The following is a 13172-nucleotide window of genomic DNA, read 5'->3' as shown; positions in this document are numbered from 1 at the left end:
GTTTTGGCGATTTTCACAGCGCTTATAGGACAACACCTTTTTTAGATTCTTTTATCTAAAGATAAGGAAATCAAACAGGCAAAGTAACATAGATTTTTAAAAGGTTATTGAGCTTAGTAGAAAAATTGGTATAATGCATATAAGTAAACGATTACACAAAAACATATTACAGGTTGAATGAGAGAATGCTCTGGTTCTAAGCTTCATTCTCTTGTATATCATTTAGTTAAAGGAGATAGGCTTATGTCTGCTTTATATGAAATTAAGAAAACGATTGCAGTAGAGGCGTTAGCTCTTAAGGAACTATCAGAAAAGCTGGATAGTAATGTTGATAAAGCTTTCCATCTCATTCAAAATTGTGGAGGAAAGGTAGTTGTAACTGGTGTCGGTAAATCTGGGCATATTGGCAAGAAAGTTGCTGCAACTCTTGCAAGTACAGGAACGCCCGCCTTTTTTGTCCACAGTACGGAAGGAGTGCATGGCGATCTAGGAATGGTAGAGAGAAGTGATATCGTTCTTATGATTTCAAATAGCGGGGAAACAGAAGAAGTGCTAAACTTGCTGCCTTCACTAGAAAAAATGCAAGTAAAAAAAATAGCGATTACTAAAAACAAAGAATCTACATTATCGAAGGCTTGTGATGTTGCATTGACTTATCAGTACGAAGCCGAAGCCGACCACCTCGGTTTAGCTCCGACGATCAGTACAACCCTTGTCCTCGTCATGATGGATGCGCTAGCGGTTTCGCTCTGTAAAAATCGTAATTTTAAAGAAGAAGATTTTCATTTATACCATCCAGGGGGAAGTTTAGGCAAACAATTAAGCAAATGAACAATTGGTTTGACTTGATGAATATTATATTTATTTGCTTCTAATGGTATCTGTTGTAATGGCAAAGATAGTTCATATAATGTTGGTGTTGGCAGGTCAAGTTCATTATTTGGCCCCCTATCTAAACAGACAGGGGCAGGATTTACAACATCATCCTGGAGAAGTCATTTTATTAGGCTATATCCCATTTGAAGAAGGAAAGGGGCAAATCGCTGGTCCAGGGCATAATGCAGTTTTTACCGATGATGGTGGAATAGATTGGGTCATATACCATGGGATCACCCGATTTTAAGTAGTGGAGCAACAAGACGGCCCCTATTTATCCCGCATTAACGGGCAGTAATACCCCCACCTCAAGGCTTTAGAGAATACGGAGTAGCATAGGTGGGGGATAACTGCCCGTAAAAGCCCGATTGGTTCAGGCCAACAAGATGTTGGTCACAAAGGCGTAGCGACGTATAGGATGTACTAGTGCAGACGAGGCGACAGGACGTCGCGTTTGAGTCTGCCGACAGGATGTCGCGAATTTAGCCTTTGATCTTCTGAAATCAGTGGGGGATGAAAGAAAACCCCCACTGATTGAAGGTTCACTTTATTGACAAAATCGAGTGGATAGATGATTGGCCGACAATTCCCGATCTGTTTCCAAGTATCACACTACAGGAAGCACCGGAAATGAAGGAATAAGGAGAAAGCACGGTCCAAGTCCCAAATCTGGGCCGTGCTTCTTGTCTATTGTCCGCATTAGCCAAGAATTAAAATGATCAAAAAATAGAGAACCATTGCGGCTAGTCCAATTGGAACACCAAATCGTGCCCATTCACGGCTTGTAATATTTAGCTTTCCCGCAGAAATAATATTCGGGATGTTTCCAGGAATAAGCATACCGCCACTAATCATAAGTCCAAGCAAAATTGCTTTAATGGTCGGCGGCTCCATAAGCGGGCTAATTTCTGCCGCGGCTAATGTCGCATTATCGAGGACAGCCGAAATCATATTAATCCAATAAAGCAGTAACGGGCTAAGGCCAAGTAAATATTTTTCGATAAAAGGTTCGAATCCAGCCCCAAGCAGGGTCAGACCCATAACAAAAAGGTAAATTTTAATTGCGCGGATAATGATTTCTCCATAGCTTTCTACCTCAAGATAAGTGGAAAGGCCTGTTTGATCTTTGGGCGGCTTGACTAACACAGCAGCAAGAACACCGAAGATCAATACTGCCGGAATGACATCGGATCCAATCAAACGCATCAAGAAAAAGAAATCCTCTCCAAGCTTGTTTGTCGCAATTGTGGATAAAGGTTCCCCTAATGGAGTTAAGGCGGACCCTAATCCGATGGAGAAGCAGGCTAACACAACAAGGCGTATTTCTGATTTGCGATCAAGTCGGAGTACACTCACGATTACAACGAGTACGATAGCGGCAATAATTGCTGTAATGATACTTGAAACCAAGCCAAGAATAATAACAATGATGGCCAAAAATAATCGGCTTGGTATCGCCCGACTTAATCCCAAAATTCCCTTCTCAATGGGTGACTGCAGCCAACGAAATAATAAGCCTGCGATGAAAACTGCTAATGTAATATGGATGGGATCTTCTAAAGCTTTGAAAAACAATGGTCCATCAAGAACTTTACTAATAAATGCTGCAGCTAGTCCCATTAGAAATAGAAAGGCTTCAAGATTTTCTTCCACGGTTTTCACAGTAAACGGCAAGAATAAAACAAGCATTAATACAACGGTTAAACCAATAATAGTCACATTCAAAACTTTTCAACCTTCTTTCAACAAATTCCGGAGTGTGCCAGGTACCTATACAAACAGATGATGTAAAAGCCTTTCCTTGTCATCAAAGAATTGCTTGAATAGAAGATAGTGATTAGTATCCTCTAAGGTGCTTTCTTTGATTCCATCCTCTGAAAACTCGTAAATTGTAGAGTGAGGATAGGCCATGAGTAAGGGAGAATGAGTGGCAATGATAAATTGGGAATCTTGTTCCACTAATTCATGCATGCGGGATAACATCGATAATTGCCGTAAGGGAGATAAGGCTGCCTCAGGCTCGTCTAAAAGATAAATGCCTTGTCCTCTAAAACGGTTTAAAAAAGTAGCAAAAAATGATTCTCCATGAGATTGTTCATGCAGAGACACGCCGCCAAACTGATTGATCACCTTAGGACCCGCAGTTGGGTCGAGGTCCAACTCTTCGATATTAGAGGCTACATTATAATAGCTTTCAGCTCTTAAGAAAAATCCATCCCTTGGTTTATGAACGCCCTTGATTAAACGTAAGTACTGTTCAAGTGGTGAATGAGAGTCATAAGTGGAAAAGTTGAAATTAAGGCTTCCACCTTCAGGATTAAACCCATAGGCAATCGCAATCGCCTCTATTAAAGTTGATTTTCCCATCCCGTTTTCACCAATTAGATAAGTGACCTGCGGATGTAAAGGAAGCTCATCCAGGGCTTGAACAATAGGCAAATCAAAAGGGTATTTAGAATAAGATGGAATTTGCTCTTTCAGAATCTTAATTCTTTTTATGTACTGCGTAGATTCACTTAATAGCATCTTACCCACTCCCAATTTAAAAAATTTCTCTTTTCTCTATTTTAACGAAAGGAAGGGGGAATTGTCATCTTTGCGATAATAAAAAGGGTATCGGCCCGATTATCGGCATTCTGCGCCCGATCTTTGAAAATTTCCGCCCATTCATGATAATAATTTTATTTCTAAAATAAAGGACTTTTCCTTCTTTTGGCGAAATTTGTATTGAAATAAGTATCTTAAGAGGGTGATGTTTTGAGTATTATTAAAAAGAAAAGAGGAGATTCGATTGAAAAAGAGAAGCTTACGGCTTTATTGCGGCGATTGCTAAAAAGTCATCCTAGTTGGTATCAAGTGGAAGCCAAGTTGGCTCGTTGCAATGCCGGCATTTATGGTGAACAGTCACTTGATTATTACATCTCTCATATCCTTCATAAAGACCTCTTTATTTTTCAAAGTCTTCGTTTACCACTGCCAGACGGTTCCTACTATCAAATTGATTTTTTGCTCGTATCTCCTGAAACATTTATTCTTCTAGAAGCTAAAAATTTAAAAGGTCGCATTTTAATTGAAGAAAATCAATTGATAAGGAAGCTGCCGGACCTTACTGAATCATTTTCTAATCCCATTCAACAAGTTAATAACCAGCTCTTTCATTTAATGGGATTGCTTCGAAGTTTTTCGTTTCCGATTCCCCCAACCGCTTCATTCGTAGTATTCACCCACCAATCATCCATTATTTTACCTAATCCCAGTTACCCTGCTGTCGCAAAACAAGTTATTCGCCCGGATGCCATTAGACAAAGGGTTGATAATTTTTATCGACAGCATCTGAAAATATTTTTTACTAAGAGAGAAATGCTGCAACTATCGCAGGTGCTGATAAAGCTCCATACACCCGACAATCCAGACGTTATGAAGAAATATAAGGTGGATAAAGCTGAGCTTTTACCAGGGGTTTATTGTGAAGGATGCAAGAGCTTTTCTATTGTGAAAAAAAGGGTATGGATTTGTCAAAGGTGTCAAAAAATTGATGATACCGCTCCTATTCACGCATTAATTGATTATTATTACTTAGTTGGACCCGAAATTACAAATAGGGAATGTCGAAGATTTTTACAGATACCATCCAGCTCCATTGTTAAAAAATTTCTCTCCAAACTGAGCCTCAAAGTCTTAGATAAAGGGAGAAATGCAAGATATCGACTTTGTATTAAAACTTTAAAAAGACGAATATGAAAAGATGTTATCATGGCCCGATTATCAGAATTCTTCGCCCGATAATCACCAAATTCCGCCCAATTACCTTCAACATTGGCCCGATTAACATTGCGCTAAAGACAAAGTTAGGGCATGGATAAGTCAAACAGGAATACGATGAAGAGAGAAGCAAACAATGAAAGGGGTGCACAGTGTGGATATAAGAAATCCATTGAAAGCGGGAGATAAAATTGGACTCACTGCTCCCGCGGGTCCGACAGATGAGGAAAAGTTAAACGAGGGGATTTCTATTCTAAAAAAACTCGGTTTTAGAGTAAGCGTTGGTTTGACGTGTTATCAAAATGAGGGGGGATATTTAGCGGGTCCCGCCGCCATGCGTGCAAATGAATTAAATCAAATGTTTGCTGACCCTGATATCGATGCGATATTTTGCCTGCGAGGTGGGTATGGAGCCATGCAAATTCTTCCCTTTCTTAATTTTGATATGATTGCCGATCATCCAAAGCTGCTGATTGGTTACAGTGATATCACGGCTCTACATATTGCCTTACAACAGAAAAGTAATCTTGTAACCGTCCATGGCCCAATGCCAGCATCTGACCTGATTTCGGCATCCGAGTTTACGATTGAATCCTTGCTTGCTGTTTTAACTAGTTCCCAATCTGTCAGTCGACTTGAAAATCCTCCCGGAGAAAAAGTCGAATGCCTTGTATCTGGAAACGCAGCGGGAGTGTTAACAGGAGGAAATTTAGCCCTAATTGCCAGTTTACTTGGGACTCCATTTGAAATCAACACAAGGGGAAAGATATTGTTTTTAGAAGATGTAGGGGAGGAGTCTTATCGAATTGATCGCATGCTCACACAATTAGCTCTAGCAGGAAAATTTGCTGAAGCAGAAGGGATTATATTAGGAAGCTGGACCGATTGCCAATCAAGCAATCCCGACAGTTTTCAAGTAGAAGATTTATTTCGAAAAATAATCGCTCCATTTGGAAAACCAACTGTAATGAATGTAAGGGCAGGACATTGCGAACCAACGGTTACGCTGCCATTTGGGATACCAGTTATTTTACACGCACAGGAAGGAAAGCTTTCTTATTACCAATGATAAACTTGGTTATGAATTGAAGATTGTGGGAATATACTATGGAGGATCAAACCCTACTTAGGAAAGGAGGCATCTCATGAATACCTTGTGGGTGATAGTAAATATTATCGTATTCCTACTTTTAATCGGGCTTTTATTTTATATGCAAAAAAGGCATTTCTCTTTTTCAAAGCGCGTTTTTTCTGCATTAGGTTTAGGTATTGTTCTTGGACTTTATATTCACCTTGTATTTGGAACGGTTTCAAGTGTGACAGAACATTCGGTTGAGTGGTTTGATGTTGTTGGGAGTGGATATATCTCCTTTTTAAAAATGATTGTTATGCCGCTTGTGTTTATTTCGATTGTGTCTGCTTTTACAAAATTAAAGCTGACAAGCAATTTAGGGAAAATTAGTGCCCTAGTGATCGGAATTTTGATCGGGACAACGGCCATTGCGGCAGCGATTGGGATTGCAACATCTTTAGGCTTCCAATTGGAAGGCATCGAGCTTGAAGCTGGAGAAGCAGAAGCGCAAAGAAATACACAGCTAGAACAAACGGTGGGGGATGTAGAAGGTATGACGATCCCACAACAAATTGTTAGCTTGTTCCCGCAAAATCCCTTTATGGAGTTAACAGGAGCAAGGCCAACCTCGACTATCGCGGTGGTAATTTTTGCGGCTATTATTGGGATAGCCTATTTAGGTGTAAAAAGAAAAGAACCAGAGCATGCTGATTTTTTCGCTAAAATTGTTGAAACGATCTATACGATTGTCATGAGAGTGGTCACATTAATCCTTCGTTTAACGCCTTATGGTGTTTTGGCGCTGATGGCAAAAGTAACCGCAACAAGTGATTATTCAGCAATTGTAAAGCTAGGGAAATTTGTAGTGGCTTCGTATGTGGCGATTATTGTTATGTTTATCGTCCACTTACTTTTACTCCTATTGGCCGGTAAAAACCCGATCACCTATATTAAAAAGGTGATCCCTGTGTTAACCTTTGCTTTTACTTCTCGTTCCAGTGCAGGTGCATTGCCACTAAATATTAAAACACAGCATCAGGAGTTGGGGGTTTCGGAGGGAATATCTAACTTTGCCGGTTCCTTCGGATTATCGATAGGACAAAATGGTTGTGCAGGTATTTATCCTGCTATGTTAGCAATTATGGTAGCCCCCACAGCAGGCGTCAATCCTCTTGATCCAGTGTTTCTTGGTACAGTGGTGTTAATTGTGGCAATTAGCTCATTTGGAGTAGCAGGTGTCGGAGGAGGAGCGACTTTTGCCGCATTACTCGTCCTTTCGGCTTTAGATTTACCAATTGGCATTGTCGGCCTGTTAATTTCGGTTGAGCCACTAATTGATATGGGAAGAACAGCATTAAATGTAAGTGGAAGTATGACAGCGGGAGTATTGACAGGTAAAATAACCGGTGAATTAGATGATGATGTCTATAATCAACCAAAACAAAGCTTGCAAATATAAAGAAAAGCGCAAGATGGTAGGAGCTAGATTCAAAATTCCCTGGATTCTCACGATTGAGAGATCCAGGGATCTTTTATTTCAGTTGCTTATCCATCCAAGAAGCATTGATGAGTCCCCCTATTAATAACACTGCGGCGGTAAAATAAAACCAAATCATCAACACAATCATATTGGCCATATAGCCATAAAGCTTTGTATAGCTGGCAAAATAGCTGACATAATAGGAGAAGCCAATCGTGACTGTTTGCCATCCCACTGTGGAGAAAATGGCCCCAGGCAGAGCATGTACAAAACGAATTTTAGAACTTGGAACTGCTTTGTATAAAAGAAGAAAAAAGAAAAATAAATAGATAGAGCCTGTTCCCCATTTTACGACTGTCCACCAATGATAAAAAGACGTTGGGAGATAGATATGGGCGACTAAGAAAACTCGACCAATTTCTTCTCCAATCGGAATCAATAGAGATACGGTCAAGGTAACCATCAGCCCCGCCGTTAAAATAAGATCCTTTCCTAAGGCGAGGAAAAAGGATTCTTCACGAACGACTCGATAGGCCTCATTCATTGATCGGACAAGCGCTTGAACAGCCATAGAAGCGATCCAAAAAGCTGCTAGTAAGCTAAAAGAAGCAAGTCTTGTCTGATTTCTACCGATAATCCCCATAATGTTATCTTCGATTAAAGTAAAGCTACCTTTTGGAATATAAGGCTCTAATATGGTGAGTACATCTTCCGACTGAACAGGAAGCAGGCTTATAATCGCAAAGGAAAAGACCAAAAAAGGAAAAATGGCCAGCATAAAGTAGTATGCCATTAATGCAGATTGATCATGGAATCGTTCGATAAAGAACCGCTTAAATACAGATAAAACTACTTTCATTTCTCATCATTCCTCTGTTCATATCTCCTATTAGCTTTTGCTATTGAAGATTCTTCAAAACATAGGAGGCCTAAAAAGACGTCGCCGAAGCCGATGAAAATGAGTCTAACTATAAATTATGCAAGTCGGCTAAGCGTTCACTCGCAAAACAATCTTTCCCGCATTTTTATTCTGTTCCATATGCGCATGCGCTTTATTGGCGTCTGCCCAGTCCCAAGTAGAATCGAGAATAGGTTTAATATCTCCAGAGGCAATTTTGGCGAAAGCGAAGTTGGATAAGTCTTGTGTTAGTTGGCTTTTCTTTTCCGGTGGTTGAGTTCGTAAGGCTGTACCGATGACTTGAAGTCTTTTTGCCAAGAGTTTTCCGAGATCGACTTCTTTCACCTTCGATCCTCCCATTGTTCCGATAATAATCAGTTTTCCATCGAATCGCAAAGAGCGAATATTTTCATCCCAATAATCTGCCCCAATAAAATCAAAGATAAGATCAACACCTTTATCCTCCGTAGCGGTTTTTATCTTTTCGGAGAAGGGACCTTCCTTATAATCAATCGCATAATCAGCACCTAGTGAAAGGCATAACTCTCTTTTTTCAGGTGTCCCAGCTGTTACGATAATGTTTGCACCTTTCTCTTTTGCAAGTTGAATGGCAGCTGTTCCTACTCCGCTCGCCCCAGCATGAATTAGAATCGTTTGCCCTTTCTGCAAGTTACCAAGCCAAAACATATTTAAATAAGCAGTAAGAAAGACCTCTGGGATAGCGGCTGCCTGTTCGAAGGAAAGCTGTTCAGGAACTCGCATGCTCATGTCTGCAGGGATAGAAACGTACTCTGCATAGCCCCCGCCAGGAAGTAAAGCGCAAACTCTATCTCCCTTTTTCCAACCAGTTACTTCAGCACCAAGTTCCTCGACAATCCCGCTCATTTCAAGGCCTAAAATAGGGGAAGCACCATGTGGAGGCGGATATAATCCGCGTTTTTGTAATAGATCTGCTCGATTCAAGGCAGTTGCTTTTACTTTGACAAGTATTTCATTGGGGCCAATTTTAGGCTTCTCAAAATCCCCAATATATAATGATTGATCTTTCTCTTCGACTAAAATAGCCTTCATCATGATCACCTCAATCAATTATTTTCTCTCCATTATTCAAAAATAAACCTCGTCTATCATTCCAGTCAAGAGGACTCCCTCCTCATGTTGCAATTTTAGGTGGGAGGTGAGTGGGTTTCGTTTTTCTACAAGGATTTTCATCGCCATTTTAGTAAAATAAACATATGGTAGTGAAAGATCATAAGTTCTTGAAGTTTCCTAAAACAAAGGAACGTTTGAACATTGGAAAACTGGGTTTTACGGAAGGTAAACTCAAATAGTTTCGTGTTAACCCAAGGTATGGTCAGAATAAGTTTCTTTCATTCAAGTCATGTTTGCGTTTCAGAAGGATATACCTCTCACGCATCAAAATACGCCTTTCTTTGGCAGTCATATTGGCTTTAAGAGACTTCCTAACATCGTCTAAGGCAGTACAAGACGGGTTTACGGATAATGTGTATTTCATCTATTCCAAGCCATTTAGGAGTCTCAAATTGGTATTCTTCTTTGAATGCCACATAGTCCTTAAAGACGTTTCTAACGGTCTTTTCGTCTACACCAACGCTTTCGGTTACTTCTACAAAAGTTTTAGACATGGACTGATCTTCAATAGATTTTAAATATTTTTCGTGACCACAATCGCTCTTAGAACATCCCATAAACCATTTATATATAAGTGATCGGAAAATAGTGTGGAAATGCCCTCGTTTGTTTAAGTATATATCCTCACAAAATAACTAATTTATATATTTACGCAAAATGTTAATCATATTAATGTGAGGGCTTACTATAACAACATTAAAAAATATTTATTTATTTAATATCATTCTTTTCCTGACAAATAAAATAACAAGCAATAAAAATAATAAAGCTAATACTACATACACCACATTTGAGTATATATCCATATACCCTACAATTGTTTCCCATGATCCTCCGACTGCAGCACCAATATTAATAAGAACAACATTCCAAAATAACGTCCCTAAAGTTGTTAACACTAGAAATATTCCAAAATTCATATGTCCCATTCCAGCTGGCAAGGAGATTAAACTTCTAATTAAAGGGATAAAACGACAGAAAAATACAGTCCATACTCCGTACTTAGAAAACCATTCATTCGCTTTATGAACATCTTTTTTTGATAGTCTAAGAACATGCCCCCACTTCTCAACTACCTTTTCTATTCTGTTTATATCAATAAGTAATCCGATACCGTAAAGAACGATCGCCCCAGCAACTGATCCAATTGTGGAAGCTACAACCACCCCAAAGACATTTAAGTTAGTATGGGTAGTCATAAATCCTCCAAATGTTAAGATAACCTCTGATGGAATTGGGGGAAACAGATTCTCTAAAGTTATTAATAAGAAAATGCCTATATATCCAAATTGCTCCATTATACTTGTAATCCAGCTTTCCATTTTATACTACTCTCCTTCTACTATTTTATATTGTTTAGAATAACTCTTTGAACTTTCGATAAATTACAGCATCAATCATTTTATACATGACAAACGTTCCAAAAATACCGATAGCATATGCAATAAAAATGCTTTCTATTGTAAGCGTAATGGAGCGATAAGGAAATATTGTAATCCCCAATAGCCAGACTATAATAAAAGCAATAATCGATACTATTGTCCAACCAATTAAATAGTAATGACCATGCAAATTAAAGAACATTGTATTTTTAGATAAGGATAAAAACTCCTTGACCTTGAATTGATTAATTGCTTCCCTCGTTGCATCTGCTTCAGTATTTCCTTGTTTCATCAAATCCTCGACAAAATCCTCCAAGTATGTTCGTAATTCTAGTTTGTCTTCATCACTCATAGCTAATTGGTTGACATATAATTGTAAGTCATCTTGCTTTTTGTACATACTATTCATACGAATATGGCTAATATAATTTAATGCTGTCCAGAGAACTGCAATTGCAATTGAAATCCAATAGCCAACAAGTATCCAAACGGGATCATTTGAGTATAATCGATCCGTATAATTGAAAATACCGAAAATTAATGTTGAAAATAATAATATCCACCTATATTTCATATCGCCGATGCTAAATATTTTTTTTGACATTTTTTGTTCACTCCTTAAATAAATCGTATAACCATTTCCGTGACTTTCTTCCAATCCTTAACAAGCTTATCTAACAATTGAACACCTTCAGCTGTAGTGGCATAGTACTTACGTCTTCCGCCATGACTTTCCTTCCCCCATGAAGATGAGAGTGCACCTTGTTTTTCTAATCTTTTTAAAGATATATATAGTGTTCCTTCTTGAATTTCAAATTCTCCTTCTGTCTTCTCCTTTATTGTTTTTGAAATTTCATAACCATAGCTTTCTTTTTCTTTCACTACAGAAAGAATAAGAAGATCGATGTTTCCTTTTAGTAATTCTTTGTTCAATACTACACACCTCCAGGTAATACTTAGTATTATTAAGTACACTGTGATTATATGTTATATTACTTAAAATAGCAAGGTACTTTCTGAAAATAAAAACCAGCAAATTAATGTTGGCTTAGGGCATGCTAAATTAATCCATAATTCGAATTCACCAATATACTGTGCAGTCTATTTTCTCCGCACTTGTTCGTTAGACTATTTTATTTTCTCACAACTAATCACCTGTATTTGATTTGATACTTTTATGAAACTCTTGTTTGTATTTCACCAGATAATCCGATTTAGACACCAGTTGTTTTTAAACTATTAAAAAAATAATTCCACTATAAATTCCGAAGACCCGAAAAAATAAGTCATAAACGCTTTAACCAAATCAAAGACTTGTTCCATAAAGCGAGTGTTCAAATTGAGAAAATGGCTATTGAAGATGAAATTGATACGATTATTATCGGTCGAAATAAAGATTGAAACGCTGGGATAGCGGGGTTGGGTGTTTTTAGCACACCGATGTGTCAACTCCACTGTTGGTTAATCGGCGCTTGAAGTCGATACCACAGAAACCCTCACTTCAAATTTTGTAGAAATTAAGTGTGGGAGTATTCATGTTATCGTATAAGAATGAATCTTGCCTTACAACCATTTAATCTTTCCTAAAATGGTTTTATGAATGTGGATGGCAAGTGAGAATTTGCATGATGTTGAGGTTGACACCCAGCTCCAATGCCTAGTGCCAGCCATTACATGGTAGGATCCGTTTTGACAAAGCAGGACGCATCAGAGTAAATAAAGGGAGATGCCATCAGCGGAGATTGCATGGGGATAAAAATATATAGTTATGTTAAAATGCCTCTAAGAGGAGAAGGTGATCATGTGAATAAAAAAGAAATTCTTTATAAAATTGAGGATTTAAAGGCAGATTATGTTCGGTTGCAGCATGATTTAGAAAAACTTGAGTATGTGAAAGGGAACCTACACCCTTTAGAAAAGCAACTCGCTGAAATAGAAGTAGCGTTGCAGGAGTGGAATAAAAAATTGGATGAAGTGGAATAGGTACCATAAGAAGCTGGCCTAAATAGTAATTCACAACAATAATCACAAACGCTGTTGAGGTTAACCTCCAACAGCGTTTTCTAATGGTTTCCAATTAGGATCTTTTATATCGAATTTATTTGGCTTCCTAACAAATTCAATACATCTTTCCTCGCAAGCTCCAAACTCAAGAAAGTTCTTTTGTGCTTTCCTTAATGAAGGGATATTTGCACCTCCATCGTCTTCCCAAAAGCAAATACTGCAAATCTCATATGATCCTGGGGGTTCTTCCTCTAGAGTTTTATAACCGCAACAAGGACAAGTATATTTCATATTATCAACCCAATCATTTTTTTCTCTGGAAAGTACACGAAATAATGAAAGTATTGTATGTATCATTAAACCAATCCTTCAGGGATATTACAACACTAGCCATTTTCCAAAGCCATATTTAGAGGGATTTAATAGAAAGTGTCGAATAGTATTCCTATCTTGAAATTGAGGGGGTAATGTCCATGAAAAGTAGAATGAGTTTATTTGGGCACATATATATGGGGATAACACGTAATTAACAGATTAAAACGTGTT

At 38.4% G+C, this 13172-nt stretch carries 14 protein-coding genes and 1 pseudogene; 6 read left to right on the top strand and 9 right to left on the bottom strand.

The genetic code is table 11. The annotated features are described in order from the left end of the window. The first annotated feature begins 243 nt into the window (after positions 1-243). Together KI375_RS01780 and KI375_RS01775 are read left to right on the top strand one after the other, a co-directional pair. Positions 244-831: a KpsF/GutQ family sugar-phosphate isomerase gene (locus KI375_RS01780; protein WP_212971819.1), complete on the top strand. Its 588-nt coding sequence runs from the start codon at positions 244-246 to the stop codon at positions 829-831. A 58-nt stretch (positions 832-889) separates the two neighbouring features. Continuing rightward, the gene (locus tag KI375_RS01775; protein WP_212971818.1) at positions 890-1123 is read left to right on the top strand and encodes a hypothetical protein; all 234 of its coding nucleotides are present in this window, start codon (positions 890-892) and stop codon (positions 1121-1123) included. Between the two features lie 452 nt (positions 1124-1575). Here the strand turns inward: KI375_RS01775 and KI375_RS01770 are convergent, their stop codons facing one another. Together KI375_RS01770 and KI375_RS01765 are read right to left on the bottom strand one after the other, a co-directional pair. Next, positions 1576-2601 (bottom strand): DUF1646 family protein, encoded by a 1026-nt coding sequence (locus tag KI375_RS01770; protein ID WP_280528616.1) that lies wholly within the window; start codon positions 2599-2601, stop codon positions 1576-1578. A gap of 45 nt (positions 2602-2646) precedes the next feature. Beyond that, complete coding sequence (locus KI375_RS01765) at positions 2647-3402, bottom strand: AAA family ATPase (RefSeq protein ID WP_212971817.1); 756 nt, start codon at positions 3400-3402, stop codon at positions 2647-2649. 231 nt (positions 3403-3633) lie between these two features. Here KI375_RS01765 and KI375_RS01760 point away from each other — a divergent pair, with 231 nt between their 5' ends. The 3 genes from KI375_RS01760 to KI375_RS01750 all read left to right on the top strand — a co-directional run bounded on the left by KI375_RS01760 (position 3634) and on the right by KI375_RS01750 (position 7169). Next, on the top strand, positions 3634-4617 hold the full coding sequence (locus KI375_RS01760) for a nuclease-related domain-containing protein (protein WP_212971816.1): 984 nt from the start codon (positions 3634-3636) through the stop codon (positions 4615-4617). 175 nt (positions 4618-4792) lie between these two features. Next, positions 4793-5707 (top strand): S66 peptidase family protein, encoded by a 915-nt coding sequence (locus KI375_RS01755; RefSeq protein WP_244852169.1) that lies wholly within the window; start codon positions 4793-4795, stop codon positions 5705-5707. Positions 5708-5783: 76 nt separating this feature from the next. Continuing rightward, positions 5784-7169, top strand: coding sequence for an L-cystine transporter (locus tag KI375_RS01750; RefSeq protein ID WP_212971814.1), 1386 nt, complete (start codon positions 5784-5786; stop codon positions 7167-7169). 73 nt (positions 7170-7242) lie between these two features. Here KI375_RS01750 and KI375_RS01745 read toward each other — a convergent pair whose 3' ends face one another. The 6 genes and pseudogenes from KI375_RS01745 to KI375_RS01720 all read right to left on the bottom strand — a co-directional run bounded on the left by KI375_RS01745 (position 7243) and on the right by KI375_RS01720 (position 11555). Further along, on the bottom strand, positions 7243-8049 hold the full coding sequence (locus KI375_RS01745; RefSeq protein ID WP_212971813.1) for a YihY/virulence factor BrkB family protein: 807 nt from the start codon (positions 8047-8049) through the stop codon (positions 7243-7245). Positions 8050-8178: 129 nt separating this feature from the next. After that, the gene (locus tag KI375_RS01740; protein WP_306419760.1) at positions 8179-9168 is read right to left on the bottom strand and encodes an NAD(P)H-quinone oxidoreductase; all 990 of its coding nucleotides are present in this window, start codon (positions 9166-9168) and stop codon (positions 8179-8181) included. Positions 9169-9445: 277 nt separating this feature from the next. Further along, positions 9446-9767, bottom strand: a pseudogene (locus tag KI375_RS27765) (transposase); the annotation flags it as partial. 180 nt (positions 9768-9947) lie between these two features. Continuing rightward, entirely contained in the window at positions 9948-10562 is a 615-nt protein-coding gene (locus KI375_RS01730; RefSeq protein WP_212971812.1) for a DedA family protein, read from the bottom strand. Between the two features lie 34 nt (positions 10563-10596). Next, positions 10597-11226 carry a hypothetical protein gene (locus KI375_RS01725; protein ID WP_212971811.1) on the bottom strand — a complete coding sequence of 210 codons (630 nt, stop codon included), beginning with the start codon at positions 11224-11226 and terminating at the stop codon, positions 10597-10599. Positions 11227-11240: 14 nt separating this feature from the next. Beyond that, a complete protein-coding gene (locus tag KI375_RS01720) occupies positions 11241-11555 on the bottom strand; it encodes a PadR family transcriptional regulator (RefSeq protein ID WP_212971810.1) in 315 nt (104 codons plus the stop codon). Between the two features lie 870 nt (positions 11556-12425). Between KI375_RS01720 and KI375_RS01715 the strand changes: the two genes are divergently transcribed. Then, positions 12426-12605, top strand: a complete 180-nt coding sequence (locus KI375_RS01715; protein ID WP_212971809.1) for an SE1832 family protein — start codon at positions 12426-12428, stop codon at positions 12603-12605. A 60-nt stretch (positions 12606-12665) separates the two neighbouring features. Here the strand turns inward: KI375_RS01715 and KI375_RS01710 are convergent, their stop codons facing one another. After that, entirely contained in the window at positions 12666-12917 is a 252-nt protein-coding gene (locus tag KI375_RS01710) for a CPCC family cysteine-rich protein (RefSeq protein ID WP_212972005.1), read from the bottom strand. Positions 12918-13172 lie beyond the last annotated feature (255 nt).

The organism is Bacillus sp. J14TS2, from assembly GCF_018333015.1.
GTDB lineage: Bacteria > Bacillota > Bacilli > Bacillales > Bacillaceae_C > Lederbergia.
This window is presented reverse-complemented; position numbering and strand designations above follow the sequence as displayed.

What these genes read in the sequence shown, in the direction of transcription:
- KI375_RS01750 (WP_212971814.1), top strand. Translation starts at nt 5,784, where the DNA reads ATGAATACCTTGTGGGTGATAGTAAATATTATCGTATTCCTACTTTTA.
- KI375_RS01780 (WP_212971819.1), top strand. Translation starts at nt 244, where the DNA reads ATGTCTGCTTTATATGAAATTAAGAAAACGATTGCAGTAGAGGCGTTA.
- KI375_RS01725 (WP_212971811.1), bottom strand. Translation starts at nt 11,226, where the DNA reads ATGTCAAAAAAAATATTTAGCATCGGCGATATGAAATATAGGTGGATA.
- KI375_RS01745 (WP_212971813.1), bottom strand. Translation starts at nt 8,049, where the DNA reads ATGAAAGTAGTTTTATCTGTATTTAAGCGGTTCTTTATCGAACGATTC.
- KI375_RS01730 (WP_212971812.1), bottom strand. Translation starts at nt 10,562, where the DNA reads ATGGAAAGCTGGATTACAAGTATAATGGAGCAATTTGGATATATAGGC.
- KI375_RS01710 (WP_212972005.1), bottom strand. Translation starts at nt 12,917, where the DNA reads ATGAAATATACTTGTCCTTGTTGCGGTTATAAAACTCTAGAGGAAGAA.
- KI375_RS01765 (WP_212971817.1), bottom strand. Translation starts at nt 3,402, where the DNA reads ATGCTATTAAGTGAATCTACGCAGTACATAAAAAGAATTAAGATTCTG.
- KI375_RS01775 (WP_212971818.1), top strand. Translation starts at nt 890, where the DNA reads ATGGCAAAGATAGTTCATATAATGTTGGTGTTGGCAGGTCAAGTTCAT.